Below are 24879 nucleotides of genomic sequence, written 5' to 3' on the forward strand. Positions count from 1 at the left end.
CACCCAACGAGCTAAACGCAAACGACCCCGCCAAGGCGGGGTCGTTTGCTATCAAATAAGTGGTTAAACCTACTCGATAATACTCACATCGTCAGCTTGCAGGCCACGCTCATTTTTTATCACGTGGTAACGCACAATTTGACCTTCTGCCAACATACGCGGGCCACGACCCCGAATGGCGCGAAAATGTACAAATACGTCTTCGCCATTGTCGCGGGTAATAAAACCGTAACCTTTGTTAGTGTTGAACCACTTTACATCACCTTCTTCACGGCCGTCATTGGGGTCGATGATGTCTTCTTCCTCATCATCTTCCAAAGGAGCCGCCTGGGGCGGGCGCGACGCTGACTTGGAGCGTGCCATAGCGTCTGACGCCACCATTGAAGGCGCAAGCGCCGCTGATGCCAAGGTGCCGAGGAACAAAACAATAAAACACCCTATAGCAACGGCAATATACACACCGCTCATACCACTGATGGCTAACTCGGCCAACCATAGCTCAGCGAGCGCACTATCGGTTAGATGAACAATCCCCGCCAGCAGAAATGGCGTGGGGGCGGACAGTAATACACTGATTAAGAAACAGCGAAACACAACTTTTGGGTTCATAGAAAAAGAAAGCTCTCTTGTTGTATGGGTAACAGACGAAGGACAATACCCGAACTATCAGGCCCACTCCCAATAGCACCGGCATACTACTACATAAGGCTGCAATGTTATCATGACCCACGAATTAACGCCTGCTGAGCTAACTCAACTTCTTGAATCGTTAGAAAGTCGTCTCGCCTACCAAGAACACTGGCTGGACACGCTAGACCAAGCGGTCGTGCAACAGGAGCGGCGCCTGGAAAAATTAGAGCAGCTCAGTGGGCTAATGCGCGAACGCCTGCGCGAGCAACATCAGGCACTCCAAGATAGCGAGCCCCAGGGTGGCCGACGCCCTGAGGATGAGCTGCCTCCGCACTATTAAACCGACGGCCAGCGGGTGGACGGTTTAACTGGCGCTGATGACGCTGGCGGGATCAACACCATCAAGACCAAACGCTTGCGCCACCGCAGGGTACGTCACTCGCCCGGCATGGACATTAAGGCCCGGCAGAAAATGCGGGTCATCACGCAGCGCCTGCTGCCAGCCTTTATCTGCCAGCGCAATCACAAACGGCAGCGTTGCATTGGTTAGCCCTTGGGTAGAGGTCCGCGCTACCGCACCGGGCATATTGGCCACGCAGTAGTGCACAATGCCATCAACGATGTAGGTCGGCTCGGCGTGCGTCGTGGGTTTGCTGGTTTCAAAACAACCGCCCTGGTCAATCGCGACATCGACCAATACGCTGCCGGGCTTCATATTAGCCAGCATATTCCGAGTGATTAATTTGGGAGCGGCCGCACCAGGCACCAGCACTGCGCCAATGATCATATCGGACTCACGCACAGCGCTGTCTAATGCGTCGGTAGTTGAATAAACCGTTTTAATGCGCCCCTGGTAACGATCATCTAGCACTTCTAGCCGGGCCAGCGACTTATCCAGAATGGTGACGTCAGCACCTAGCCCCAGCGCCATACGGGCCGCGTTTTCGCCGACCACGCCTCCCCCAATCACGGTCACTTTGCCCGGCGCAACGCCAGGGACACCGGGCAGCAGCACGCCAGCGCCCCCCTGGGCTTTTTCTAGGCTGTGCGCACCGGCCTGAACGGCCATTCGACCGGCCACCGTGCTCATCGGCGCCAGCAGCGGCAGGCCGCCACGCGCGTCGGTAATGGTTTCATAGGCGATACAGGTCGCGCCGCTTTCCATCAGCCCACAGGTAAGCGTTTGTTCAGCGGCAAGATGTAGGTAGGTGAACAGCGTATGCTTCGCGGTGAGCCGTGCCACCTCCTCCGACTGAGGCTCTTTGACCTTAAGAATCAGCTCTGCACCGCGCCACAGCGCCTCTACATCGGTTTCTATCTGCGCTCCGGCGGCGTGATAGTCGTCATCCGCAAATCCCGCACCCTCACCGGCACCGGCCTGAACACTGACGTGATGGCCACGCTCGACTAGCTCGCGTGCGCCGGCGGGTGTTAAAGCCACTCGATATTCATGATTTTTAATTTCTTTAGGGATGGCGATATTCATTGGCGGCTTCCTTTTTTATGTAACGTCGGCGCTCAGCAGAAAAATTAGCTCTGTTAGGCAAACTACATCACCCCTAACGTTGACCACCAGCCCAGAAAATAAAAACAAAAAAAACGCCGGTTAAGGCGTTTTTTAGGAGAAAAATCTAGCGAATGCCGTTTCTACACGAAAAATTCAACTTGTCCCTGCGTCACTCCACCACCACCGCGCCGCCATAGATACGCCGATACTCATCGGGCAGCCGCTTGGGCCGTCCCGTACTAAGCGCGACACAGGCAAAGCGCGTGCGTGCGTTTAGCAACGTTTTGCCATCCCGCGGTCGCTTAAGCTGAAAACGCCGGGTCAAACTGAACCGCTCATCACAATCGACAATCCAGGTCGCCAACAGCAGTTCGTCGCCTGCAAAGGCGGGCGCGAGATAGTCCAGCTCGTGGCGATGAACCACCATGGCACGATCAAGCTTACGATAACGCTCAAGCGACAGCCCGAGCGCCTCCGAGTGCGCCCAACTGATCTGCTCAACCCAGCGCAGATACTCGCTGTTGTTGGCGTGCTGATAGGCGTCAATCGCCTCATCAGCCACGCGGATATCAATCATGAAGGGATCAGGCAGCGCCCACTCCATTAGCTTTTTCCTTTCGATTAATCGCGGAACACACGCACGCCGAGTGCTTTTAGGTAAGACGTTTCTGGGATAGCCGGGTGTACCGGGTGATCAGGCCCTTGGTGGCCCTGGAAAATCACCTGGCCTTGACGGTCTTGGTGGCGTACCGCGCCACGCACGACATCCATTAGCCGATCATTCGCCAAGTGCATAGAGCACGAGGCGGACATCAGCAGGCCATCGCGACCCAGTAGGCGCATAGCTTCGCGGTTTAAGCGGGCATAGGCACGCTCGCCGTTGGGAATATCTTTGCGCTTTTTGATAAACGCAGGCGGATCAAGCACGATGACATCAAATTGCTCACCGTCTGCTTTCAAAGCCGCCAGGGCTTCAAAAGCATCGCCCTCACCCACGGCAACCTGCTCCTGAACACCGTTCAGCTCGGCGTTGCGAGCCACTTGCTCAAGCGCTGTCTTGGAAGAGTCTAAGCACAGCACATCTTTGGCACCGTGAACCGCGGCCTGAACACCCCAGCCACCCACGTAGCTGAACACGTCCAGTACGCGCTTACCCGACACTTGGCGATTGAGCCACTCGCGGTTCACCCGGTGGTCAAAGAACCAGCCGGTTTTCTGGCCGTTAATAACCGGCACAGCAAAGCGCGCGCCGTTCTCTTCAAGCAAGACTTCGTCAGGCAAAACGCCTTTGATCACTTCAACGTGAGCCTCTAACCCTTCCTGACGACGCCCGCCGGTATCGTTACGGAAGACGATCACTTCAGGCTTGATGACTTTTTCCAGCGCATCAACGATCTCATCTGCCAATGCCTGCATGCCGGCAGTATTGAGCTGAACGACGACCACATCGCCAAAGCGATCAACCACCAAACCTGGCAGCAGATCCCCTTCGCCGTGGATCAAGCGGTAATAGGGCTGGTCATACAGGCGCTGGCGCAGAGCAAGCGCTTGGTTAAAGCGGTGCACAAACAGCGAGCGGTCCAAGCGCATTTCGGGATCGCGTGACATGACCCGCGCCGCAATAAGCGAATGAGGATTCACATACGCCACCGCCATGACTTTGCCGTTGGAAGCTTCTACCAGAGCGGTTTCGCCTGCCGCAAAGTTTTTCAGCGGCGTCTCTTTAATATCGACCTCGTTGGAGTAGATCCAAAGATGTCCCGCTTTAAGGCGGCGGTCAGCGTGTTTATTTAGGCGCAGGCGTTGGGTCACAAAAATCTCCAAAAGCGCTGTTTTAGCGCTTTGTCTTAAAACGTTGCCTTAAAACTTAGGCTTGAAAAACCTGAGGCTTAGAAAATCTTAGGCTTAATAAAACCTAGGCATGGCAACAAACTTGAATAGGGCAATCATTTGAGGTGCAAAACAACAGTATTAGGGGCGGCCATTAGTGCTGGCAGCCGGGACAGAACACGCTGGCGCGCTGGCCAAGCGTAATGCGGCGCAGTTCAGCACCACAGCGAAAGCACGGCTGGCCATGGCGCCCGTAAACCTTCAGGCGCTGGGCAAAGTAGCCCGGCTCACCCTGGCCGCTCACAAAATCGCGTAGCGTAGTGCCGCCTTGAGTAATCGCAGCGGCCAGCACCTCTTTTACCGCTACCGCCAGCTGCTGATAGCGCGCGAGGGACACGCGGCCCGCTGCGCGCCGTGGATCAATACCGGCCATAAATAACGCCTCGGCCGCGTAAATATTCCCGGCGCCAACCACTACCTGGTTATCCATCAAAAACGGCTTAACCGCCACCCGCTTGTTGCGCGAGAGCGTGTATAGCCATTTACCGTTAAACGCATCAGACAGCGGCTCTGGTCCTAAGTGCGCAAGGCGCTTATCCAGCGCTGCATCCTCTTGCTGCCAATCCACAAAGCCAAAGCGGCGAGGATCATGGTAGCGCAACACATAGCCGCTGGCAGTCACCACATCGACATGGTCATGCTTTTTAGGCAAGTCCCCCACCCTAGCAATACGCAGGCTACCCGACATACCTAGATGCCATAGCAGCGTTGCATCCGCTTGTTGCGCGGTATCACGTTCGCCTTCTGGCGCTTGGCCAGCGTGAATGGGGATCTGCAAATATTTAGCACGTCGCGTCAACACGCCAATCCGCGCGCCCACCAACCTCTCAGCGAGATCCTCTGGCACCGGCACACGCAGCCGTGGCTGCCGCACCAACACCTCGGTAATTTCCTGGCCCTCAATATAGGGGGCTATCCCGCGTCGGGTCGTTTCAACTTCGGGGAGTTCGGGCATATTTGGACACTGTACCGGCCTATTGATGACAGCCTTGTGAAAGTGGCAAAGAGACACATGTAACATGAAAGACATGCATGCAAAAACCCGGCTTGGGGCCGGGTTTTTGAACAGGCGCTAGCCTGCAGTGAAAGCCGATCTTCATCGCAACAGCGATTACTTGATCTTAGCTTCCTTGTACATAACGTGCTTACGGACGACCGGATCGAATTTTTTGAATTCGAACTTGTCCGGCGTGTTCCGCTTGTTTTTATCAGTGGTGTAGAAGTGACCTGTACCGGCACTAGACACCAACTTGATTTTATCGCGCATGGTTTAATCCTTCCAAAATGCTTGGTCCGAAACGCTTGGCCAAAAGCTGGCTTAGATAGCGTCGCCGCGCTTACGAATACCAACCAAAACTGCGTCGATACCGTTTTTATCAATAATGCGCATTCCTTTGGTAGAAACGCGCAGCTTGACGAAGCGGTTTTCAGACTCAACCCAAAAACGATGGGTGTGCAGGTTTGGCAAGAAACGACGACGTGTCTTACGCATTGAGTGTGAAACGTTATTTCCAGTTACCGGACGCTTACCGGTAACCTGACATACTTTGGACATGAGAGCCTCTCAACTGCTTGGCCAGGATATAATAACCTGAGTGTTCAAAACTGTCGGGCAAACCGGAGCAAGGAAGGCGTCGACGCGGTTAACCGGCCAAGCTTTATCCAAATCCGTTATTCAACCCAAGTTTAAAGGTGGCACTTTATACCAGAGCACCTGACTAGCAGCAAGCTAAACCGACCCAAAAGGCTAAAAAACAGCCTTTTTGCTCACAAAACTTAGCAAAACAAGGATGGCGCCATGTTCTACACCGCGAATCTCTTAGCGGCTAAGAACGATGCACCAATTGAGCTTATAGCCAGCCACGCTCGGCAAAAGAGACCACGTCTCCATCCCCCACCACGAAATGATCCAGCACGCGCACGTCAAACAGTGCGAGAGCGTCTTTTAAACGTTCCGTAATACGTCGGTCAGCATCGCTTGGCTCTGCCACGCCAGAGGGGTGGTTGTGAGCCAGGATAACGGCGCCAGCGCTAAGTTCTAACGCGCGCTTGGCAACTTCGCGGGGGTAAACAGATGCGCTGTCTAGGGTACCGCGAAACAGCGATTCATAGCGAATAATTCGGTGCTGAGTATCTAAAAAAAGCACCGCAAATTCTTCATGCCCTAAATGGCGCAGCTGTGAACTCAAATAGTGACGTACCAAGGCAGGTGACGTTAGCGCATTGCCGCGTGCCAACTGACTGGCCAAATGACGTCGCGACAACTCAAGCGTCGCCTGAAGCTGGGCATACTTAGCACTGCCCAATCCATGCGCGGCGCAAAAGCTTGCCTGATTAGCCTCTAGCAGGGGCCGCAAGCCGCCAAAGCTGCTGAGCAGGTCTCGCGCTAAATCAACCGCCGAGCGCCCTTGCACGCCAACGCGCAGGAAAATCGCCAGTAGCTCTGCGTCGGAAAGCGCCTGAGCGCCGTTATTTAATAATTTCTCTCGAGGCCGCTCACCTTCCGGCCAGTGATTGATTCCCATGACACCTTCCTGCCTTCATCTTTTTTGTGCGTATTGATATCCGCCTTATTGAGAATAGTCGCCCACAGACAAACCTCATTAAAACTAGCCCGGATAATGCTAGCTTAACCTTGTTTACCCCTAGCATGCCAAATCACGATGCCAATGGTATGGTAAGCCTCCTCACGAACGCTGACGTGGATCACTGCTCATGGCTTCTGGTACTTCAATAAGCGCGCCTGACAAGGCGTCGACGCTCACGGGAAAGCGCGTGCTGCTAGGGGTTAGCGCGGGTATCGCGGCCTATAAAAGCGCTCTTTTGGTGCGCTTGCTTAAGCAAGCAGGCTGCGAGGTACGCGTGGTGATGACCAGCGGGGCACAGGCGTTTATTACGCCACTAACGCTGCAGGCGCTTTCTGGCGAGCCGGTGCGCACGTCCTTGCTCGACCCTGAGGCCGAAGCGGGCATGGGGCATATTGAGCTAGCGCGCTGGGCAGATGTCGTGCTGATTGCACCGGCCACCGCCGACTTGATCGCACGTCTAGTACACGGCATGGCCGACGACCTGCTCACTACGCTGTGTTTAGCGTCTGATGCGCCTAAACTCATTGCCCCGGCGATGAACCAAGCCATGTGGCGCCATCCCGCCACACAGCGCAACGTAGCGCAGTTGGAAAACGACAAATGGCAACTGATAGGCCCCGCTGCCGGCGATCAAGCCTGTGGCGATGTCGGCCCTGGCCGCATGAGCGAGCCTGACGCGATTTTTAGCGCGATTGTCGACCTATTTAGGGCATCTCCCTCCACGCCACGCCCTGCAGCGAGTGCTCCTCATATTGTTATTACGGCGGGCCCTACCCGTGAGCCGCTCGACCCCGTGCGCTACCTCTCCAATCACAGCTCGGGGAAAATGGGCTTCGCGCTGGCCGCTGCGGCGGCGCTTGAAGGCGCCAACGTGACGCTAATCAGCGGTCCAGTTGAGCTACCCACACCAGAAGGCGTCACGCGTATTGACGTAGAGTCTGCCGAACAGATGCACGCCGAGACTCAGCGGCTAGCGCCCCGCGCCGCGCTGTTTATTGGCTGTGCCGCCGTCGCCGACTATCGCGCCGCGGCCCCCGCCGAGCACAAACTCAAAAAACAGGAAACGGGTGATACGCTTACCCTGACCCTGGTGAAAAACCCTGACATTATCGCCAGCGTCGCGGCACTGCCCGCTGAGCAGCGTCCGCTGGTGGTCGGCTTTGCTGCCGAAACCCAGGACATCGAGCGCTACGCACGCGATAAGCTCCAGCGCAAAGGGCTGGACATGATCGTCGCTAATGACGTTTCTTTAGTGGGCCTTGGCTTTGGCAGCGACCAGAACGCTGCGTGGCTACTGTGGCGCACGCCTCAAGGCATTGAAAGTCGCTCAGAAGCGCCCCAGCCAAAAACACAGCTGGCTGGCACCATTATTCGTCAAGCGCTCGCCCTACTAGCGACACAAACAGCTGAAAAATCATCTAACACCGCTTCTGGAGACATCCTATGACCGCCCGACCTCGGCTACAGTGCAAACTGCTGGATGAGCGACTAAACGACTATTTGCCAACGTATGCCACCGAAGGCTCCGCAGGCATGGATCTTCGCGCCCTGCTAGATGAGCCGCTAACATTAGCCCCCGGCGAATGTCAGCTCGTACGCACCGGCATTGCCATCTATATTGAAGACCCTGCCCTTGCGGGCATGATTTTGCCGCGTTCGGGTCTGGGGCATAAGCACGGCATCGTACTGGGTAACTTGGTCGGCTTAATCGACTCTGATTATCAGGGTGAGCTGATGATTTCTGTCTGGAACCGTGGCCAAAGCGCGTTTACGCTCGCGCCCTTTGAGCGTCTGGCACAGTATGTGCTTGTGCCTGTTGTACAGGCCGAACTCTCTCTTGTGGACGCTTTTGAAGATTCTTCACGCGGCAGCGCAGGATTTGGCAGCACCGGCAGTCAGTAGCCTTTGGCGGATAACGCCGCGATGAGCAACGCATGTTGCGTTTAGCTAGGAAGCCTTATGAATGCACAAACCGTACCCGCTTCGATTTTTCGCGCCTACGACATTCGCGGCATTGTTGACGACACGCTGACAGAAAGCACGGTCGAGATGATTGGCCGCGCTGTGGGCTCCGAGGCGGCCGCACGCGGTGAGTCCACGGTGGTGGTGGCCCGCGACGGGCGTCTTTCCGGCGCGCGGCTGCAAGCGGCCTTAATGCGCGGCCTAAACGCTGCAGGGCGCAACGTCATCGACATTGGCATGGTGCCCACCCCGGTGCTTTACTTTGCTACGCATCTGCTAGAGGGTACCCAGTCGGGCGTCATGGTGACCGGCAGCCACAATCCGCCAGATTATAATGGCTTTAAAATTGTGCTGGGCGGCGAGACGCTTTCCGGCGATGCCATCACTGCCCTGTTCGAGCGCATCCAGTCGGGCGAGCTAGTAGAGGGCCAAGGCAGCATCACTCAGCAAGATATTCGCGAAACGTACTTAGCGCGTATTTTAGGCGATGTTCGCCTCAGCAGGCCGCTAAAAGCCGTTGTCGACTGCGGCAACGGCGTCGCCGGAGAGCTGGGGCCACAGCTGCTGTCGCGCCTAGGCGTGGAGACGATTCCATTGTTTGCTGAGATCGACGGCAATTTTCCCAATCACCATCCGGACCCTGGCAAGCCGGAGAACATGCAAGATCTGATACGCAAGGTTCACGAAACCAGCGCTGATATTGGCCTTGCCTTCGATGGTGACGGCGATCGTCTAGGCGTTGTGACGCCTCACGGCCAGCTAGTTTTTCCCGATCATCTACTGATGCTATTTGCCACCGACATGCTCACTCGCCAGCCCGGCGCCAAGGTCATTTTTGACATTAAGTCCACGGGCAACCTGGTGAAAGTAATCAGCGAAGCAGGTGGCGAACCGGAAATGTGGCGCACCGGGCACTCGCTGATCAAGGCGCGCATGAAAGCAACGGGTGCCCAGCTGGCAGGTGAAATGAGCGGGCATATTTTTTTCCAAGAACGCTGGTATGGTTTTGACGATGGCCTTTATGCCGCCGCCCGACTGGTTGAGATTTTAGCTAACCAATCTGACGACGCTGATACGCTCTTCGCACAATTCCCCCAGGACGTGAGCACCCCGGAAATTAATATTGCGGTGACCGACGCTAACAAATTTTCTATCGTGGATAAGCTTGCTCGCGAGGGCGACTTCGGCGAAGGTATCAAAACCACGCTGGACGGCATTCGCGTCGACTATGCCGATGGCTGGGGGCTGTGTCGAGCCTCTAACACCACGCCTGCACTGGTGATGCGCTTTGAAGGCAAAGACGATGCCGCCCTAGCGCGCGTCAAAACTGTTTTTAACACCGCGTTATTACGCGCCGCGCCAGAGCTTAAGCTCGCCATTGAAGAAAGCTAGGCGCCGAAGGGATCGTGTGCACCAAGAAAGCACGGCCCTTATCACTGCATCAGCACAAATGTGATCAGCATAAAAACGTTCGCAAGGGACAACATAATGAGTTCAGCCAGTAGCGACCCCCAGGTCGTTGTGGAAGTGCTTTCTGAAGCACTTCCCTATATCCAACAGTTTTCCGGCAAAACCGTCGTGGTCAAATACGGCGGCAATGCGATGACTGAAAGCACCCTGATAGACTCCTTTGCACGCGATATCGTGTTAATGAAGGAAGTCGGTATCAATCCAGTGGTGGTGCACGGTGGCGGCCCGCAAATTGGCGACCTGCTAAAAAAGCTCAACATTGAGTCACGCTTTGTGAACGGCATGCGCGTCACCGACTCGCAAACCATGGACGTCGTTGAGATGGTTCTAGGCGGCCTGGTCAATAAAAGCATCGTCAACCTCATCAACCAGAGCGGCGGCAAGGCGATAGGCTTAACAGGTAAAGACGGCGCACAAATTCGTGCCCGCCAGCTCAAAGTTGAGCACCAAAGCCCCGAAATGACCGCACCTGAAATTATCGACATTGGTCACGTAGGGGAAGTCGAGTCGATCTCAACCGAGCTAATCGAGATGCTCGCGGCTCGCGACTTTATTCCGGTGATTGCTCCCATCGGCGTTGATGCAAAAGGCCACAGCTACAACATTAATGCCGACTTAGTGGCCGGCAAGATTGCCGAAGCTCTTAATGCCGAAAAATTAATGCTGCTCACCAATGTGGCCGGCTTAATGAATGCCGAAGGCGAAGTACTTACTGGATTAACCACTTTCCAGGTAGATGCCCTAATCGCCGATGGCACGATTTATGGCGGCATGCTGCCCAAAATCCGCTGCGCTCTTGATGCCGTTAAAGGCGGTGTGAACAGCGCACACATTATTGATGGCCGCGTCCCCCACGCAGTGTTGCTAGAAATCTTCACCAATGCTGGGGTAGGCACTCAAATAATGGACGCGTACTAACCGCGACGGAGGGCACTTTATGAGTGATGACCAAAAGCCTCGCCGTCGCGAGCAAATTCTTCAGGCGCTGGCATTGATGCTTGAAGAGGACAGCGGAAAACGCATTACCACGGCGGCCCTGGCGCGCCAGGTGGGAGTATCCGAAGCGGCACTCTATCGCCACTTTCCTAGCAAAGCGCGCATGTTTGAGGGGCTGATCGACTTTATTGAAGAAAGTATTTTTGCCCGGATTACGCGCATTTTAGAAGACGTACCCGATGCCACCACGCGCTGCGGCACCATCCTTGCGCTGCTACTAGGCTTTGCTGAAAAGAACCCTGGCCTTGCTCGTGTGATGGGGGGCGACGTGCTTACTGGCGAAACCGCTCGGCTGCGCCAGCGCGTCAATCAGCTGTTTGAGCGCCTAGAGACGCAGCTAAAGCAGATCCTCCGCGAGGCAGAACTTCGCGAAGGGCTGCGGCCCACCATTCCGGCCCCGGCAGCTGCTAACCTGCTAACAGCCCAGGCAGAGGGACGCATTTCGCAGTACGTGCGCAGTGACTTTAAACGCCTGCCGACCGAGCACTGGGAAGATCAGTGGTCATTGTTGTCGGCTCACTTGCTACGCGCCGTCGCACTCCCTGCCTAAGCCAACGGGACGCGAGCCTTGCCCCATAAAACTTACCCATAAAAAAACCGGCCCTGCTTTTAAAGAGGGCCGGTTTTTTGTATTACACATACCATACTGCAACTTACGATATTGCAGCTTACGGTATTTAAACTTACGTTAGTTAAACCTAGCTATGCAGCAATGGAATCTTCACCCATTTTCAAGCGCAGCTTTTTCATGGCATTTTTTTCAAGCTGACGAATACGCTCTGCACTCACGCCATAAACGTCGGCCAAATCATGCAGCGTTTCTTTATTTTCGGCTAACCAGCGGCGCTGCAAGATATCTCGCGAGCGATCGTCCAGCCCTTCCAACGCCAGTTGCAAACGACGCGTGGAGTCTTCTTCGAAATTGCTGTCTTCCAGCTGTGTTGCCGGGTCTGACGCAGCATCATCTAAAAAATGCACCGGCGCTTGATAAGCGCTGTCGTCATCGTCGCTCGGCGAGCCGTCAAACCCAGCGTCGTAAGAAGAAAGGCGGCCTTCCATATCGCGAACAATTTCAGGCTTAACGTCGAGATCTTTAGCAATAGCGGCGACTTCGTCGTTGTTCAACCATGCTAGGCGCTTCTTAGCGCTGCGCAAATTGAAAAACAGCTTACGCTGAGCCTTCGTCGTGGCGATTTTCACAATGCGCCAGTTACGCAGTACAAATTCGTGTATTTCAGCTTTGATCCAGTGCACCGCAAAAGAAACCAGCCGAACGCCGTGGTTGGGATCAAAACGCTTGACGGCTTTCATCAAGCCAACGTTACCTTCTTGAATTAGATCCGCTTGCGGCAACCCATAACCTGAATAACTGCGGGCAATGTGCACAACAAAGCGCAAATGCGACATAACTAAACGCCGAGCGGCTTCTAAATCGCCTTCATCGTGCAAACGATAGGCAAGCTCGCGCTCTTCATCGGCCGTTAATACCGAAATACCATTGACCGCGCGGATATAACCGCCCAGATCGCCGCCGGGTGAAAGCTGCCCCACCGGTAGAAGACTAGTGCTCATGTGCAGGTGGTCTCCCCTGTAAACCATCGTGGTTGACGTAGCACGCCTTAATTAACTTATACATTCAGACCCGATTGTGTGGATAAGGTTCAAAGCCTTTGCCACCCAACGGCATCATCTTGGACGAATACTTGAGAGATGGCGAGTCACCGCCAGCCAAGCGCCCAACCAGCCTAGTAGTGTACTGCAAGATAGCAGAATTGTAGAGCCTGTCACATCAAGTTGAGGCAAGGAGAAGCTCGCGCCGTAGCTTGCGGCCAGTGCCGCCACCGGCAGTGATAGCCAATGATTGCCCACGCCGAGTAGCCCCAGTGCTAACAGGCCGCCACCGACACCGTACCAAGCGCCACTATATAAAAATGGCCGCCGAACAAAAGCATGAGTAGCGCCAATCAGCATGACAACTTCAATTTCTCGGCGGCGGCTTTCTACGGACAAGCGAATAGTATTGCCAACCACCAGCAGCACCCCTAAACCGAACAGCGCTCCTAGCGCCAGGGCAACGCGCCGGCCAAGCTCGGCTAAGTTTCTGAGCCGCTCGACCCAGGCTAAATCGACTCGCACCTCATCAACGCCCGAAAGCGCTTCAAGCGTGTTAGCCAGCTGCTGCATGGCTGCAGGGTCAACGCTTTCTGGTCGCACTACGATGCTAATCGGCAGCGGATTATCGTCCAGGCCAGCCAGCGCATCATCAAGCCCCAGCGCCTGCTGAAATTCCACCATACCCTGGTCCGCGCTGATCAACTGTGTCTCAAGCACACTCCCCTCAGCATTGACGGCTTCTTCAATCCGCAGAGCCTGTGCGTCATCAGCGGCCAACTCTAGATACATCGTTAGCGTTGCGCTCTCATCAAGCTCCGCATCTAACAGGCGCGCGCTATCTAACGTTAGCCAGAGAGCGGCCGGCAGCACCAGCGCAATAGCAATGGCCAGCATTGTTAGTAGATTGCCAACCGGGTAGCGCACCAAGCGATAGAAGCTGTCTCCTGCCATGCTGCGGTGGTGACGACCCCAGGCCCGCAGGCGGCTTGAAAAGCGCGCCTGATGCGACCTGGCGCCTCGCTGCGAAGGTTTATTATCAGGTGCTTTGACGGGCGACCTGCGCGGCGTTTTTAACGCCGCTCCTTGGCGGCGCCTGGGAGTAGCCGATGGCTTCATAGCGCCCCCTCGTCGCCCACGAGACGACCGTCACTCAAGCGCAGAATACGATGACGCAGTCGTGCAATCAGAGCGAGGTCGTGGCTAGCAATCATGACAGTGGTGCCGATGCGATTAAAATCCTCGAACAGCGCCATGATATCCGCCGAAAGCTGAGGGTCTAAGTTACCCGTTGGCTCGTCCGCCAGCAGCAGCGCGGGCTTATTGACCACGGCGCGGGCAATGCCCACCCGCTGCTGCTCACCGCCAGACAGCTCTATCGGCAGCGCTTTCTCACGGTGCAATAACCCCACCTTATCTAGCGCCGCACGCACTCGACGAGCGGTTTCGCGGGATTCAATCCCTTGGATATCCAGCGGCAGCGAGACGTTGTGAAAAATACTGCGGTCAAAGAGCAGCTGGTGGTCCTGAAAGACGACGCCAATTTGGCGGCGATAAAACGGCACCTGGCTGGCATGCAGCTGGGCAATATCGTGACCGGCCACTATGACACGCCCGCGACTGGGCTTTTCAAGACGCATGATTAAGCGCAACAGTGAACTCTTACCCGCGCCGGAATGGCCGGTAAGAAATACCATTCCACCTCGACCGACACGAAAATTGAGGTGCGCTAGCGCTTCAAAACGGCCGCCATAGCGCTTTCCCACATGCTCAAAAGCGATCATGCGCTGACATCATCCTCTTGACGGTCAAACAGCGCATGCACAAAATCACTGGCCTCAAAGGGGCGAAGATCATCAATGCCCTCCCCCACGCCAATAAAGCGAATCGGCGTTCCTAGCTGCTTAGCCAGCGCGAAAATAATGCCGCCCTTGGCGGTGCCATCCAGCTTGGTCAAGGTGATACCGCTGATAGGCACGGCATCGTTAAAGGTACTGGCCTGAGAAATAGCGTTTTGCCCAGTTCCCGCATCGAGTACTAGCATCACCTCATGAGGGGCGCTGGTATCTAGTTTCTGCATCACCCGGTGGACTTTTTTCAGCTCTTCCATCAGGTGGCTTTTGTTATGTAGCCGGCCGGCGGTGTCGGCAATCAGCACATCGACACCGCGTGCTTTGGCAGCAGCTACCGCGTCATAAATAACCGAAGCGCTATCGGCACCGGTATGCTGGGCAATCACCGGCACGCGGTTACGGTCGCCCCATACTTTGAGCTGTTCAACGGCGGCGGCGCGGAAGGTATCGCCAGCCGCCAACATGACGCTTTTACCTTCACGCTGAAAACGCTGAGTCAGCTTACCTATAGTGGTCGTTTTACCCACGCCGTTAACGCCGACGACTAAAATAACAAACGGCCCGTTGCCCTCTTGATTGCGCGAGCGTTTTTCAATCACAAGAGGTTTGGCGACCGGCTCCAGCATAGTGGTCAGCTCTTCTTGCAAACCACGGTAGAGTGCTTCGGGATTATTGAGCTCTTTGCGCGAGACGCGCGCTTCCAGGCGCCCAATGATCTCTGTCGTTGCTTCAATGCCGACATCGGCCAGCAACAGCTGCGTTTCTAAGTCTTCTAATAGCTCGTCATCGATCTGTTTTTTACCTAAAAACAGATCGGCGATGCCGTCGGTCAAATTAGCGCGGGTTTTGCCCAGGCCTGATTTAATCCGCGCAAACCAGCCTTTTTTGTCACTTTTTTCCGCCCCTGGCTTTTCCTGCAAAACAGCAGGGGGAGCGATTGGCTCTGGCTCTGGCTCTGGCTCTGGCTCTGGCTCTGGCTCTGGCTCTGGCTCTGGCTCTGGCTCTGGCTCTGGCTCTGGCTCTGGCTCTGGCTCTGGCTCTGGCTCTGGCTCTGGCTCTGGCTCTGGCTCCGGCTCTGGCTCTGGCTCTGGCTCTGGCTCTGGCAAAGTATCCGGTGCTTGCGGGGCCTCTTCAACAGGCTCAGGAGGAAGTTCGGGCTCAATTTCCACCTCATCAGCCTGCTCTTGGGTCTGCTCTTTTAACCGCTGCTCTTCTTCTTGAGGCGTCTGCTGTGGATCTTGCTTATTTTTACGCTTAAAAAAACCAAACATGAGTGCTACCCGACAAAAATAGTGAACATTAAGGTTATGCTAACACCGTAACCCAAGACTTTGGATAACTAGCCCGCTACAATCCGCTTCATGACACGACAACGCTCCTCACGTTCACCCACTTCTCGCCGCGCACCTGCTCAGCAGGTTGGCAAGCTGCGCATTATTGGCGGAGAATTTCGCCGCCGCCAGCTACCGGTGTTAGACAGCCCTGGCCTGCGCCCAACCCCAGACCGCGTGCGTGAAACGTTGTTCAACTGGCTAGGCCAACAGTTTTACGGCCAAGCGGTGTTGGATCTGTTCGCAGGCACCGGCGCACTGGGTATTGAAGCGCTGTCACGCGGCGCTGCGTGTGTCGACTTTGTCGAGCGCGACCCGCGCGTATCTGCGCAGCTGTCGGCGAATCTTACCCTGCTTAATATTACCGCAAGCGCAGTACATGTTAACGATGTGCAGGCGTATCTAACGCGAGCGGCAAAGCCGTATTCGCTGGCATTTCTAGACCCGCCCTTTCACCAGCAGTTAGCCGCAGCGTGCTGCCACGCGCTAGAAAACGGTGGCTGGCTAGCCAGTGAGGCAATGATTTACCTCGAAACCGAGACGTCGCTGGCGCCGGACGTGCCTATTAACTGGCAGTTACACCGCGAAACCCAGGCCGGCGAAAGCACCGCACGGCTTTACCAACGTCAATTGCCGTAAACAGCGCTTGCCGCCACGCGGCAGCGGCGTTACGCTCGCCTCATTCGTCCCTATTAGCAAGCACGGCGCTTGTTTCTGGGTACTTATTTTTTGTTAGTTACTTTTTTTGGTGCTCGTTTTTACTCTATGGAGACATGCATGAGCCTGGAACTATTTAATCAGCTTGAACAGAAAGTCACCGATACCGTTGACGCTCTAGAAATGATGAAAATGGAAAATGAAGAGCTGCGCAGTGAAAATGCCAAGTTCAAAGAAGAGCGTGAAGAATGGGAGCGTCGTCTCAACAGCCTGTTAAGCAAATTCGACAGCCAAGATAACGCCAGCGCGTCCTAAACGGCGCATTGGCACGCGACTAAAGCACTCGAGACAGCAATAGCGCGTCCTCACGCCCGGCGGGGCCCTCAACCGCTGGGCAGCTTGGATAGTAGCCCTTTCGTCGCCCGTCTTCGCTAAACCCGCTGCGCTGATAGAGCCGGATAGCGCTAAGATTGCCAACGCGAACTTCCAGCAACAGCCGCTCGCTAGACCATCCTTGAGCTGTCGTTAAGACGGCGCCCATTAGCGCGTCACCCGCGCCCTGTCGACGACACACCGGCAATACGCCTATCGCCTGTAGCTCAGCGTCAAACAGCAGTTGCACCACAATGGCATAGCCTACTAGCGCCTTCTGATGCCATAGGCCCAACACACAGGTTTGCTGACAGCTAAGCGCGGCCTGCAGCTGTGAAGCGCTAATGCCGCTTCGCGCCTGATCCTCCAGCGCGGTGAGTAATGCTAAATCGTCGACCCTCAACTCAGTAATCATCAGCCGCCTGAGGAGTGTCCGCAGGGCTAACCGATGCCCATTGCTGGCCCAACAGCTGAAGCTCAGGCCAAAGATCACGCTTATTGTTCGTATTGTCGAGCAGTGAAGCCAGCGCAGGCCCCTGCCATACCGGCAGCGAAAGCGTATGGCTCTGCCCATCGGCCACGTTTAAGACGCGATCCAAGGTGCCTTGATCGGCGCCTAGCGCTCCCCACCATAGTAGCTGCTCTAATTGCCATCCTTGACGATTTACGCGGCCGGCGACAAAGGCTGCCAAGCCTTCACGGGCTTCATCCAGAGGGTCTTCAACGGCAAAGGCGTTGGTCATCTGCGGCCAAGTAAAGTGCGTGATACTTGGCGCGACGCTGGGCTGAATACCCGCCGCATAGAGTAGATTGATCAATAGCTGCTGCTCTGAGGTGCTCATTTCACCTGCGTGCAGCACCAGCCAACGCCCGTCAACACACAGGCAGGAAAGTGAAAATGCGAGCGGCTTAGCGGGCGCTGCATCAGGCGCAGCAACAGCCTCTGCGGGCTGAGAATCTGGCAGCGCTGCTGGAACCGGCGGTTCGCCCGCGTGCTTGGCTTGCCCGGGTTGATCGTTGGTCAGCAGAGCGCGAATCGCGGAGGGCGAAGCGGTTACATCGCCTGGCACTGATAACTCGGGCGCCGCTCGCCTTGGCGCCGGGGCATCATCCAACAACGCCTGCAGGCGCTCACGAGGCGGCGTCGGCGCGGGCGCAGACTCCTCCCACTCACAGGCCTCGGTGGGCAGTGCATTCGGTAGCTGATATTTAGCGGCCCAGGCCGTAATGCCCATAGCATCAAGGTAGTGCCGCCGAATAACTTCTTGTGTCACTTTTCGCCGCCATGGCAGTTCGGTGAGTTCGGACGTTCGCCGCCCCGGGCCTGCCACTCGCTGGCGGTATAAAGATGTAATGCCAGCGCGTGAACCGGGCCCGAAAGCTCATCAGCCAATAGCGCATAGATCTGCTGATGGCGCTTCACCGGCATCATGCCGCTGAAAAGTTCGCTAACCAGCGTCACCTTGAAATGAGTTTCAGAGTTAGCGGGCACGTTGTGCATGTGGCTTTCGTTCTCAACCTGCAGCACGTCAGGCGCTAATGCCGTTAACTTCTGCTCAATTTGTGTCTGCAGCGTCATATCATTTCTCCTAGAGATCAGAAACCGTTTTATTGTACTCGCTTAGTGACCCGCCGACGATGCCCGACGTGCGTGTAACGCGCGGCGAGCCAGCGGCATACGTGCCACGCTTGCCAGTAATGCCAGCAGCGTCGTTGCGGCCCCTAGCCATAGCGTTACCTGAACCGGCCAACCCAGCGCCAGCGCAGCCCCCACTATCGCCACGCCAAATGACTGGCCAACGGTACGCGTCGTGCTCATCACGCCTGACACATTCGAGCTGCGCTCTAATGGCAGGCTGCCCATCATTTCGCGATTATTGGGCGGCTGGAACAGTCCAAACCCTATCCCACATAGCGCGGTGCGCCACAGGCTGCCCGCCACACCGGTTGATTCATCCACTAATGCCAGTGCAATCAGGCCAACAATTAATAGTCCTAGCCCCGTGCTCGACAGCACGCTGGGGTTAATCCGGTCCGCTAAACGCCCTGCAATCGGCCCCACCAACATGATGGCAAGCGGCCAAGGCGTGAATAGCCATGCGGTTTCCAGCGGCGTAAACCCCATCTGTTCTTGGTAGAAAAAAGACAGCGCTACAAACGTCAGCCCTTGGCCAATAAACGCTAGCCCAGAGGCCGACACCGCTAGCGTAAAGCGCATCTCAGAAAAGACGCTAAGCGGCAGCAGCGGGTAAGGTGCGCGGCGCTGACGAATAATAAATCCGCCGCAAGCCAGCACTGCCAGCAGCGCCCAGCCGCCGCTTTGCCAAATCGGCACGGCGTGGCCTACGGCGTCCATGGCGATAAATAGACTGGCCAGCATCACCATGGAAAGCAGCGCGCCGGCCACATCAAAGCTACCTTGACGCGGCTTTTCGCGGGGCAACGCACGGTTTGCTAGCCATAGAGAACACATACCCAGCGGAACATTTAATGCAAACAGCCAAGGCCAGTCGGCGAAAGATAAAATCACTCCGCTCAGCGTAGGCCCCGCGGCGTAGCCACCCGCGACCACTAACGCGCTGAGGCCAAGCGCACTGCCGAGCAAGCGCGAAGGAAAAATCGCCCGATAGAGCGATGGGCCTATCGACAATGTCGCCGCGGCGCCTAGCCCCTGGCAGGCACGAAAAACAAGCAGCGTTTCCAAATTACGCGACAGCGCCGCCCCTAACGAGGCCGCAACAAAGATCCCTATTCCGAATAGATACAGCCGGCGGCGAGTAACTAGCTCACTAATGCCTGCAAAGACGAGCAGAAAAGCGGCGCAGACTACCTGAAAAAGATTGGTAATCCACACCGCACGCGAAGCGGGCACATCTAAATCGGCGGCAATGGTCGGCAGCGCCAAGTTAATCATCGTGGTATCGACCACCGCCATTAAGGTACCGGTGACCAGCGCCAGCACCGCCAGAGCGCGCTCAGGGCCTGGCAGGCCATCGTCTCCGGGACGGCTTTCAAACAATCGCATAGCGAAGTTCCTAGAGGAGCGTTCCTTAACGAAACGGCTAAAACAACACAGTTTTTAGAAACATAGTTTTTAGAAACACAGCATTTAGAAGCACAGTATTTAGAAACAAAGAAACCGGCCTTAGCCGGTTTCAAAGTGCGCCAATGCTAGGCTCTGCCTCAAACGTCGGCGAGTAAGGATTAGGCCTAGCGCAGCGCGTTTTAAAGCGCCTATACCGTTCGAATGCTACGCCTACTCACTATCTAACAGCAGCGCGTCATCTACTTCTGATATTTCAAGCGCGGTTTCATCATCAAGATCAATCGCTAGATAGCTGTGCTCGACGCGCACAAATTCTTGAAACAGCGCCCAATCGAGTTTATCCGGCCACTGGCCCTCATCCTCTTCCCACGCGCGCAGCTCCGTTTCGAGAATGTCCACGTAGCGGTCGCGCACAAACGTTTCCAGCGCTTCCGGCGTATCCATCTCAGGAATCAGGTAAATGGTACTTTCACGTTCGACGTCGTCCAAGGTCAGGTCGTCGTCTCCCATGGTGGGTTCCAGCGCGTTGATCCAGTCCACAAAGGGCTGGGTCGGCCTGACGCTCAATGCGGAGCGGTTAAGCAGTTTCATGGGATTCTCCTCGCCGTCGAAACGTTGACCATTATGGGCGCTATAACGCGCCCTTACCAACTTTTCATCCGCTATAGAATTTGTTTAGTCCACTTCAGGGCGCATTGCAGGGAATAGCAGCACGTCACGGATAGAGGGACTGTCGGTAAATAACATGACGAGACGGTCGATACCAATGCCCTCGCCTGCGGTAGGCGGCATACCATACTCCAACGCGCGGATGTAATCGGCGTCGTAATACATTGCCTCCAAGTCACCTGCGTCTTTTTCCGCTGACTGGGCGCGGAAACGCTCGGCCTGGTCTTCGGCGTCGTTGAGCTCCGAAAATCCGTTGGCGATTTCTCGGCCACCAACAAAGAACTCAAAACGATCGGTAACGAAAGGGTTAGCATCATTACGCCGCGCCAGCGGGCTGACTTCAGCCGGATACTCGATAATAAACGTCGGCCGATCGAGTTTGTGCTCAGCGACTTCTTCAAAGATCTCTGTTTGCACCTTACCCAGGCCCCAGCTCTCTTTGACCTTGATACCGAGCTTCTCAGCAGCCGCTCGCGCAGCCTCTAGTGAATCTAAATCGCTGTCAGCAATGCCGTCGCCGTGATCCAAAATCGCCTGACGCAGCGTCAAACGATCAAACGGCTGCCCAAAATCATAGCTAGTGCCCTGATATTCAATCACCGCGCTGCCCAGCACTTCTTCGGCTGCCGTGCGCAACATCGCTTCGGTCATATCGATCAGGTCGCGATAATCCGCGTACGCCCAGTAGAATTCCACCATGGTGAATTCTGGATTGTGGCGCGTCGACAGACCTTCATTGCGAAAATTGCGGTTAATCTCGAAGACTTTTTCAAAACCGCCCACCACTAAGCGTTTGAGATAAAGCTCCGGCGCAATACGCAGATACATGTCGATATCCAGCGCATTATGGTGCGTGATGAAAGGACGCGCTGCGGCACCGCCAGGAATCGGCTGCAGCATGGGCGTTTCTACTTCCATAAAGCCGCGCGTTTCAAAGAAGCGACGCATGGAACTGATCACCGCGGCACGGGTTTCAAACACCTTACGCGACTGCGGATTCATAATCAGATCCACATAGCGCTGGCGGTAGCGGGCCTCCATATCAGTCAAGCCGTGAAACTTATCTGGCAGCGGACGCAGGCTCTTCGTCAGTAGCTGGGCCTCTTTCATCATGACGTACAAATCGCCCTTACCGGACTTGTGCACGGGCCCGCGAGCGGCCACGATGTCACCAATATCCCAGCTTTTAATATCGTCTAGCACATCAGCGGGCAGGCCTTTTTTATCCACATACAGCTGGATTTGTCCGGCCACGTCCTGAATAACGATAAACGGCCCGCGCTGACGCATGACTCGCCCCGCCACCGAGGCGTGATGATCAAGCGCCTCAAGATCCGCCTTTTCTTTATCGCCCAGCTTATTTTGCAGCTCGACGGTTAAGCTATCGCGGCGAAAATCATTTGGAAACGCACTCTTACCCTGCTCGGCGGCCAGTTCACGACGCGCGGCAAGCTTGGCCCGGCGCTCGGCGATCAGATGATTTTCCTGGTGTTCAGAGCCATGTGTTTCAGAGCCATGCTGCTCAGACGCGTCTTGGTTAGCCATGTGGCACCCTGTTGATAATCAAACCGTTAAAAAATTACAAACCCTGCTTGAGACTAGCGACGATAAACTGATCAATATCCCCGTCGAGCACCTTATCGCAGTTGCTGGACTGCACGCTGGTACGCAAATCTTTGATGCGCTGATCGTCAAGCACGTAAGAGCGAATCTGGCTACCCCAGCCGATATCCGCTTTTGAATCCTCGGCTTCCTGCTTGGCTGCATTGCGCTTTTGCATTTCGTGTTCCCACAGCCGTGCTTTCAGCTGCTTCATAGCAAAGTCGCGGTTAGCGTGCTGGCTGCGCTGCCCTTGGCAGGCCACGACGATGCCGGTTGGCTCGTGAGTGATCCGTACCGCAGAATCGGTGGTGTTAACGTGCTGCCCGCCGGCGCCGCTAGAGCGATAGGTATCAACGCGCAGATCCGAGGGATTAATCTCAACCTCGAAGCTGTCGTCAATTTCCGGCGATAAAAAGACCGATGCAAAGGAAGTATGCCGGCGGCCGCCTGAGTCGAACGGGCTTTTGCGCACTAAACGATGCACGCCAGTTTCGGTACGCAGCCAGCCAAACGCATAATCGCCCTGGATATGTACCGTTGCCGACTTAATACCGGCCACTTCACCGGCAGAAATTTCGCTGATATCGGCTTTAAAGCCGTGGCTTTCCGCCCAGCGCAGGTACATGCGCAGCAAAATATTCGCCCAGTCCTGCGCTTCGGTGCCGCCAGAGCCAGACTGAATATCCAGATAGGCGTTATTTTGATCCATATCACCAGAAAACATGCGCCGGAACTCAAGCTTTTCAAGCGCAGCCTGCAGGCTGTCTAGCTCTTTGCGCACTTCATCAACCGTGCCTTCGTCGTCCTCCATTTCAGCCAACTCTAGCAGGTCTCGGCTATCGCCTAAGCCCTGGTCGAGATCATCAATGGTGGCCACAATGGCCTCAAGAGAGGCGCGCTCTTTGCCCAGTTTCTGCGCATAGGCCGGATCGTTCCAGACATTGGGGTCTTCCAGTTCGCGGGTGACCTCTTCTAGCCGATCTTGCTTTTCGGCATAGTCAAAGATACCCCCTAAGAACGTCTGTCCGCTCAGACAGGTCCTTGATCTGGTTATGAATCGGGTTGGTTTCCAACATGGGATTGCCCTAGCGTGGTCTGCATCGGATCGAACAGAGGTGTATCGATCAGAAAAGCGCATAGTGTAACGAAAGCCGACCCGCCCCGCATCCAATGGCCAGCGTCAGGGCAATAAAAAACCCGGCGTGCGCCGGGTTTCGATGAGGCTTAGCCTTCTCTGTGGCTTAAAAGCGATAGGTCAGCTGAGCGCCAAAGCCATGGGCTTCGTTTTTGTAGTCTGCCGAATAATTCGCTCCACCGATGGCCGCGCCCCCCGTGGCAGCGCTGGCTAGCAGGTCATTACGCTCCTGCTCCACAAAAGTGCCGCGCTCAGTCAGGTAAGAGTACGCAAAGTCTAGCGTCATGTCAGGCGTTGGGCTCCAACCTGCCCCCAGCGAGAAGATACGCCGATCATCCGAAGGAATACGTACGCTGCGGTCTTCATCATTGGTCGGCGTAAAGTCCAGTGACACCCCTGCACGCAACGCCAAGGTAGGCGTTAGCTGATATTCACCGCCGGTGGCAAATGCCCATGCGTTTGAATAATTTTGTGGCTCTTGAGTGATTTGGTCGCCCTGACTGCCTCTGACCAAAATCTCATCAAATTGACTCCAGCGCACCCATGAAGCGCCAAACATCAACTTAAGACGATCCGTCATCTGCTGCGTCAGCGAGAGGTTAACCGTCTCAGGCGTGGTTAGATTGAGGCTTGCTGAATCAGCACGCACCACGTTACCCATAGGATCGGTCGCACTAAAACTGCCTTCCAAGTTGTAATCTACTTTTGAGCGGTAAGTCAGACCCAGCGTCGTTTCAGCTACCGGGCGATAAATAACGCCTAAGTTATAACCCCACGCCTCGTCGTCACCTTCAACGCGCGAATCGATATCGCCAGCGGCATCAAAAGCGGGGCTTGAGGGCAACTGGCGGCGCAGCTCGCCTTCTACCCGGTTATAAGTAACACCAGCGCCGACCGCCCATTGATCGTTAAAGCGATAAGACACCGTCGGCTGGGCACTGACTACCGTCACTTCGGTGTAATCACCAAAGTAGCGGCCTTGGAAGTCATCTTCATACTCGGTTTTAGAGCCAAACGGCGCGTACACCCCAAACCCAAACGCTAGCTGATCAGTAACGGGCTGTGCATAGAAGGCAAAGGGAATGAAAGTACCCGGCACCATATCGCCATCGTTACCGCCGGGAATACTGCCCAGAGGAATTTGATTGCCATTAGGCGCACCGCCGAGGGCAACGCCGGAGTCGATATTACGGGTAGCCTCCACATTTGAAAGATCCGTATTTACATTTAAATAGGTTCCACCCACGGTGATTTGGGCACGATCTAAAAATGACATGCCCGCCGGGTTGCCATAAACAATAGAGGCATCGTTGATGTTAGAACTGCGCCCAGCATGGCCGTAACCCTGCCCGCTTACACTCTGTTCGTTGATTTGATACCCGCCCGCGTGGGCTTGGCTGGCGAAGGCGGCTGTGATGGCAGCAGCCAGGGTGAGCTTATTAAATTTATTGCTCTTAACTTTATTATTCTTAAATGTATTGTTCATAGCGAGCCTCTCTTCCCAATGATCCGATGGATACAGACGATCCAACTTCGTTATTTTTTACATGACTGTTTTCT

The 24879-nt window shown here is 55.4% G+C and carries 28 protein-coding genes; 8 read left to right on the top strand and 20 right to left on the bottom strand.

Annotation, left to right across the window (positions count from 1 at the left end; genetic code table 11):
• Positions 1-69: 69 nt before the first annotated feature.
• Complete coding sequence (locus ACT3RP_RS04345; protein WP_096282187.1) at positions 70-609, bottom strand: cold-shock protein; 540 nt, start codon at positions 607-609, stop codon at positions 70-72.
• Between the two features lie 112 nt (positions 610-721).
• On the opposite strand from ACT3RP_RS04345, the gene ACT3RP_RS04350 reads away from it, so the two are divergent.
• Positions 722-970 (top strand): SlyX family protein, encoded by a 249-nt coding sequence (locus tag ACT3RP_RS04350; RefSeq protein WP_096282188.1) that lies wholly within the window; start codon positions 722-724, stop codon positions 968-970.
• Positions 971-994: 24 nt separating this feature from the next.
• Here the strand turns inward: ACT3RP_RS04350 and ald are convergent, their stop codons facing one another.
• The 7 genes from ald to radC form a co-directional block, all read right to left on the bottom strand.
• Entirely contained in the window at positions 995-2116 is a 1122-nt protein-coding gene (ald, locus tag ACT3RP_RS04355) for an alanine dehydrogenase (RefSeq protein ID WP_444672178.1), read from the bottom strand.
• 190 nt (positions 2117-2306) lie between these two features.
• A complete protein-coding gene (locus ACT3RP_RS04360) occupies positions 2307-2741 on the bottom strand; it encodes an acyl-CoA thioesterase (RefSeq protein WP_096282190.1) in 435 nt (144 codons plus the stop codon).
• Positions 2742-2758: 17 nt separating this feature from the next.
• A complete protein-coding gene (locus ACT3RP_RS04365; protein ID WP_096282191.1) occupies positions 2759-3949 on the bottom strand; it encodes a class I SAM-dependent rRNA methyltransferase in 1191 nt (396 codons plus the stop codon).
• A gap of 172 nt (positions 3950-4121) precedes the next feature.
• Positions 4122-4982, bottom strand: a complete 861-nt coding sequence (gene mutM / locus ACT3RP_RS04370) for a bifunctional DNA-formamidopyrimidine glycosylase/DNA-(apurinic or apyrimidinic site) lyase (RefSeq protein ID WP_096282192.1) — start codon at positions 4980-4982, stop codon at positions 4122-4124.
• A gap of 156 nt (positions 4983-5138) precedes the next feature.
• A complete protein-coding gene (gene rpmG / locus ACT3RP_RS04375; RefSeq protein WP_096282193.1) occupies positions 5139-5294 on the bottom strand; it encodes a 50S ribosomal protein L33 in 156 nt (51 codons plus the stop codon).
• A gap of 51 nt (positions 5295-5345) precedes the next feature.
• Complete coding sequence (gene rpmB / locus ACT3RP_RS04380) at positions 5346-5582, bottom strand: 50S ribosomal protein L28 (protein ID WP_096282194.1); 237 nt, start codon at positions 5580-5582, stop codon at positions 5346-5348.
• Positions 5583-5877: 295 nt separating this feature from the next.
• On the bottom strand, positions 5878-6552 hold the full coding sequence (radC, locus tag ACT3RP_RS04385; protein WP_096282195.1) for a RadC family protein: 675 nt from the start codon (positions 6550-6552) through the stop codon (positions 5878-5880).
• Between the two features lie 190 nt (positions 6553-6742).
• Here radC and coaBC point away from each other — a divergent pair, with 190 nt between their 5' ends.
• From coaBC to slmA, 5 genes are all read left to right on the top strand, one after another.
• Positions 6743-8062 carry a bifunctional phosphopantothenoylcysteine decarboxylase/phosphopantothenate--cysteine ligase CoaBC gene (gene coaBC, locus ACT3RP_RS04390; protein ID WP_483393330.1) on the top strand — a complete coding sequence of 440 codons (1320 nt, stop codon included), beginning with the start codon at positions 6743-6745 and terminating at the stop codon, positions 8060-8062.
• Positions 8059-8517, top strand: a complete 459-nt coding sequence (gene dut / locus ACT3RP_RS04395; protein WP_096282197.1) for a dUTP diphosphatase — start codon at positions 8059-8061, stop codon at positions 8515-8517. Before coaBC ends, dut begins: the two co-directional genes overlap by 4 nt.
• A 57-nt stretch (positions 8518-8574) precedes the next feature.
• On the top strand, positions 8575-9969 hold the full coding sequence (locus ACT3RP_RS04400) for a phosphomannomutase/phosphoglucomutase (RefSeq protein WP_441684018.1): 1395 nt from the start codon (positions 8575-8577) through the stop codon (positions 9967-9969).
• 96 nt (positions 9970-10065) lie between these two features.
• Positions 10066-10965 carry an acetylglutamate kinase gene (gene argB / locus ACT3RP_RS04405; RefSeq protein ID WP_096282199.1) on the top strand — a complete coding sequence of 300 codons (900 nt, stop codon included), beginning with the start codon at positions 10066-10068 and terminating at the stop codon, positions 10963-10965.
• 19 nt (positions 10966-10984) lie between these two features.
• Complete coding sequence (slmA, locus tag ACT3RP_RS04410; RefSeq protein WP_096282200.1) at positions 10985-11593, top strand: nucleoid occlusion factor SlmA; 609 nt, start codon at positions 10985-10987, stop codon at positions 11591-11593.
• Positions 11594-11745: 152 nt separating this feature from the next.
• On the opposite strand, the gene rpoH is transcribed toward slmA, so the two are convergent.
• The 4 genes from rpoH to ftsY all read right to left on the bottom strand — a co-directional run bounded on the left by rpoH (position 11746) and on the right by ftsY (position 15778).
• The gene (gene rpoH / locus ACT3RP_RS04415; protein ID WP_096282201.1) at positions 11746-12615 is read right to left on the bottom strand and encodes an RNA polymerase sigma factor RpoH; all 870 of its coding nucleotides are present in this window, start codon (positions 12613-12615) and stop codon (positions 11746-11748) included.
• A gap of 114 nt (positions 12616-12729) precedes the next feature.
• On the bottom strand, positions 12730-13773 hold the full coding sequence (gene ftsX, locus ACT3RP_RS04420) for a permease-like cell division protein FtsX (RefSeq protein ID WP_441684023.1): 1044 nt from the start codon (positions 13771-13773) through the stop codon (positions 12730-12732).
• Positions 13770-14438, bottom strand: coding sequence for a cell division ATP-binding protein FtsE (ftsE, locus tag ACT3RP_RS04425; RefSeq protein WP_483393331.1), 669 nt, complete (start codon positions 14436-14438; stop codon positions 13770-13772). The genes ftsX and ftsE overlap by 4 nt, the downstream gene beginning before the upstream one ends.
• Positions 14435-15778, bottom strand: coding sequence for a signal recognition particle-docking protein FtsY (gene ftsY, locus ACT3RP_RS04430; protein WP_483393332.1), 1344 nt, complete (start codon positions 15776-15778; stop codon positions 14435-14437). The genes ftsE and ftsY overlap by 4 nt, the downstream gene beginning before the upstream one ends.
• 90 nt (positions 15779-15868) lie before the next feature.
• Here ftsY and rsmD point away from each other — a divergent pair, with 90 nt between their 5' ends.
• Together rsmD and zapB are read left to right on the top strand one after the other, a co-directional pair.
• Positions 15869-16477, top strand: a complete 609-nt coding sequence (gene rsmD, locus ACT3RP_RS04435; protein ID WP_096276026.1) for a 16S rRNA (guanine(966)-N(2))-methyltransferase RsmD — start codon at positions 15869-15871, stop codon at positions 16475-16477.
• Positions 16478-16615: 138 nt separating this feature from the next.
• Complete coding sequence (gene zapB, locus ACT3RP_RS04440) at positions 16616-16810, top strand: cell division protein ZapB (protein WP_096276028.1); 195 nt, start codon at positions 16616-16618, stop codon at positions 16808-16810.
• A gap of 19 nt (positions 16811-16829) precedes the next feature.
• Here the strand turns inward: zapB and ACT3RP_RS04445 are convergent, their stop codons facing one another.
• From ACT3RP_RS04445 to ACT3RP_RS04480, 8 genes are all read right to left on the bottom strand, one after another.
• The gene (locus ACT3RP_RS04445) at positions 16830-17282 is read right to left on the bottom strand and encodes a GNAT family N-acetyltransferase (RefSeq protein ID WP_096276030.1); all 453 of its coding nucleotides are present in this window, start codon (positions 17280-17282) and stop codon (positions 16830-16832) included.
• Positions 17272-18141: a hypothetical protein gene (locus ACT3RP_RS04450; protein ID WP_483393333.1), complete on the bottom strand. Its 870-nt coding sequence runs from the start codon at positions 18139-18141 to the stop codon at positions 17272-17274. Before ACT3RP_RS04450 ends, ACT3RP_RS04445 begins: the two co-directional genes overlap by 11 nt.
• Positions 18138-18446 (bottom strand): BolA family protein, encoded by a 309-nt coding sequence (locus ACT3RP_RS04455; protein WP_096276035.1) that lies wholly within the window; start codon positions 18444-18446, stop codon positions 18138-18140. The genes ACT3RP_RS04450 and ACT3RP_RS04455 overlap by 4 nt, the downstream gene beginning before the upstream one ends.
• Positions 18447-18488: 42 nt before the next feature.
• Positions 18489-19892, bottom strand: coding sequence for an MFS transporter (locus ACT3RP_RS04460; protein WP_483393334.1), 1404 nt, complete (start codon positions 19890-19892; stop codon positions 18489-18491).
• Between the two features lie 231 nt (positions 19893-20123).
• Positions 20124-20504, bottom strand: coding sequence for a hypothetical protein (locus tag ACT3RP_RS04465; protein ID WP_096276039.1), 381 nt, complete (start codon positions 20502-20504; stop codon positions 20124-20126).
• Between the two features lie 84 nt (positions 20505-20588).
• Entirely contained in the window at positions 20589-22127 is a 1539-nt protein-coding gene (lysS, locus tag ACT3RP_RS04470) for a lysine--tRNA ligase (protein WP_441684523.1), read from the bottom strand.
• A 34-nt stretch (positions 22128-22161) separates the two neighbouring features.
• A protein-coding gene (gene prfB, locus ACT3RP_RS04475) for a peptide chain release factor 2 (protein ID WP_096276043.1) occupies positions 22162-23260 on the bottom strand; the annotation gives its coding sequence in 2 pieces (ribosomal slippage) (positions 22162-23184 and positions 23186-23260; 1098 coding nt in all).
• Between the two features lie 165 nt (positions 23261-23425).
• Positions 23426-24805 (bottom strand): OmpP1/FadL family transporter, encoded by a 1380-nt coding sequence (locus ACT3RP_RS04480; RefSeq protein WP_096276045.1) that lies wholly within the window; start codon positions 24803-24805, stop codon positions 23426-23428.
• Positions 24806-24879 lie beyond the last annotated feature (74 nt).

The sequence above is a fragment of the Halomonas sp. AOP5-B2-8 genome, assembly GCF_052376475.1.
Taxonomy (GTDB): domain Bacteria; phylum Pseudomonadota; class Gammaproteobacteria; order Pseudomonadales; family Halomonadaceae; genus Vreelandella; species Vreelandella casei.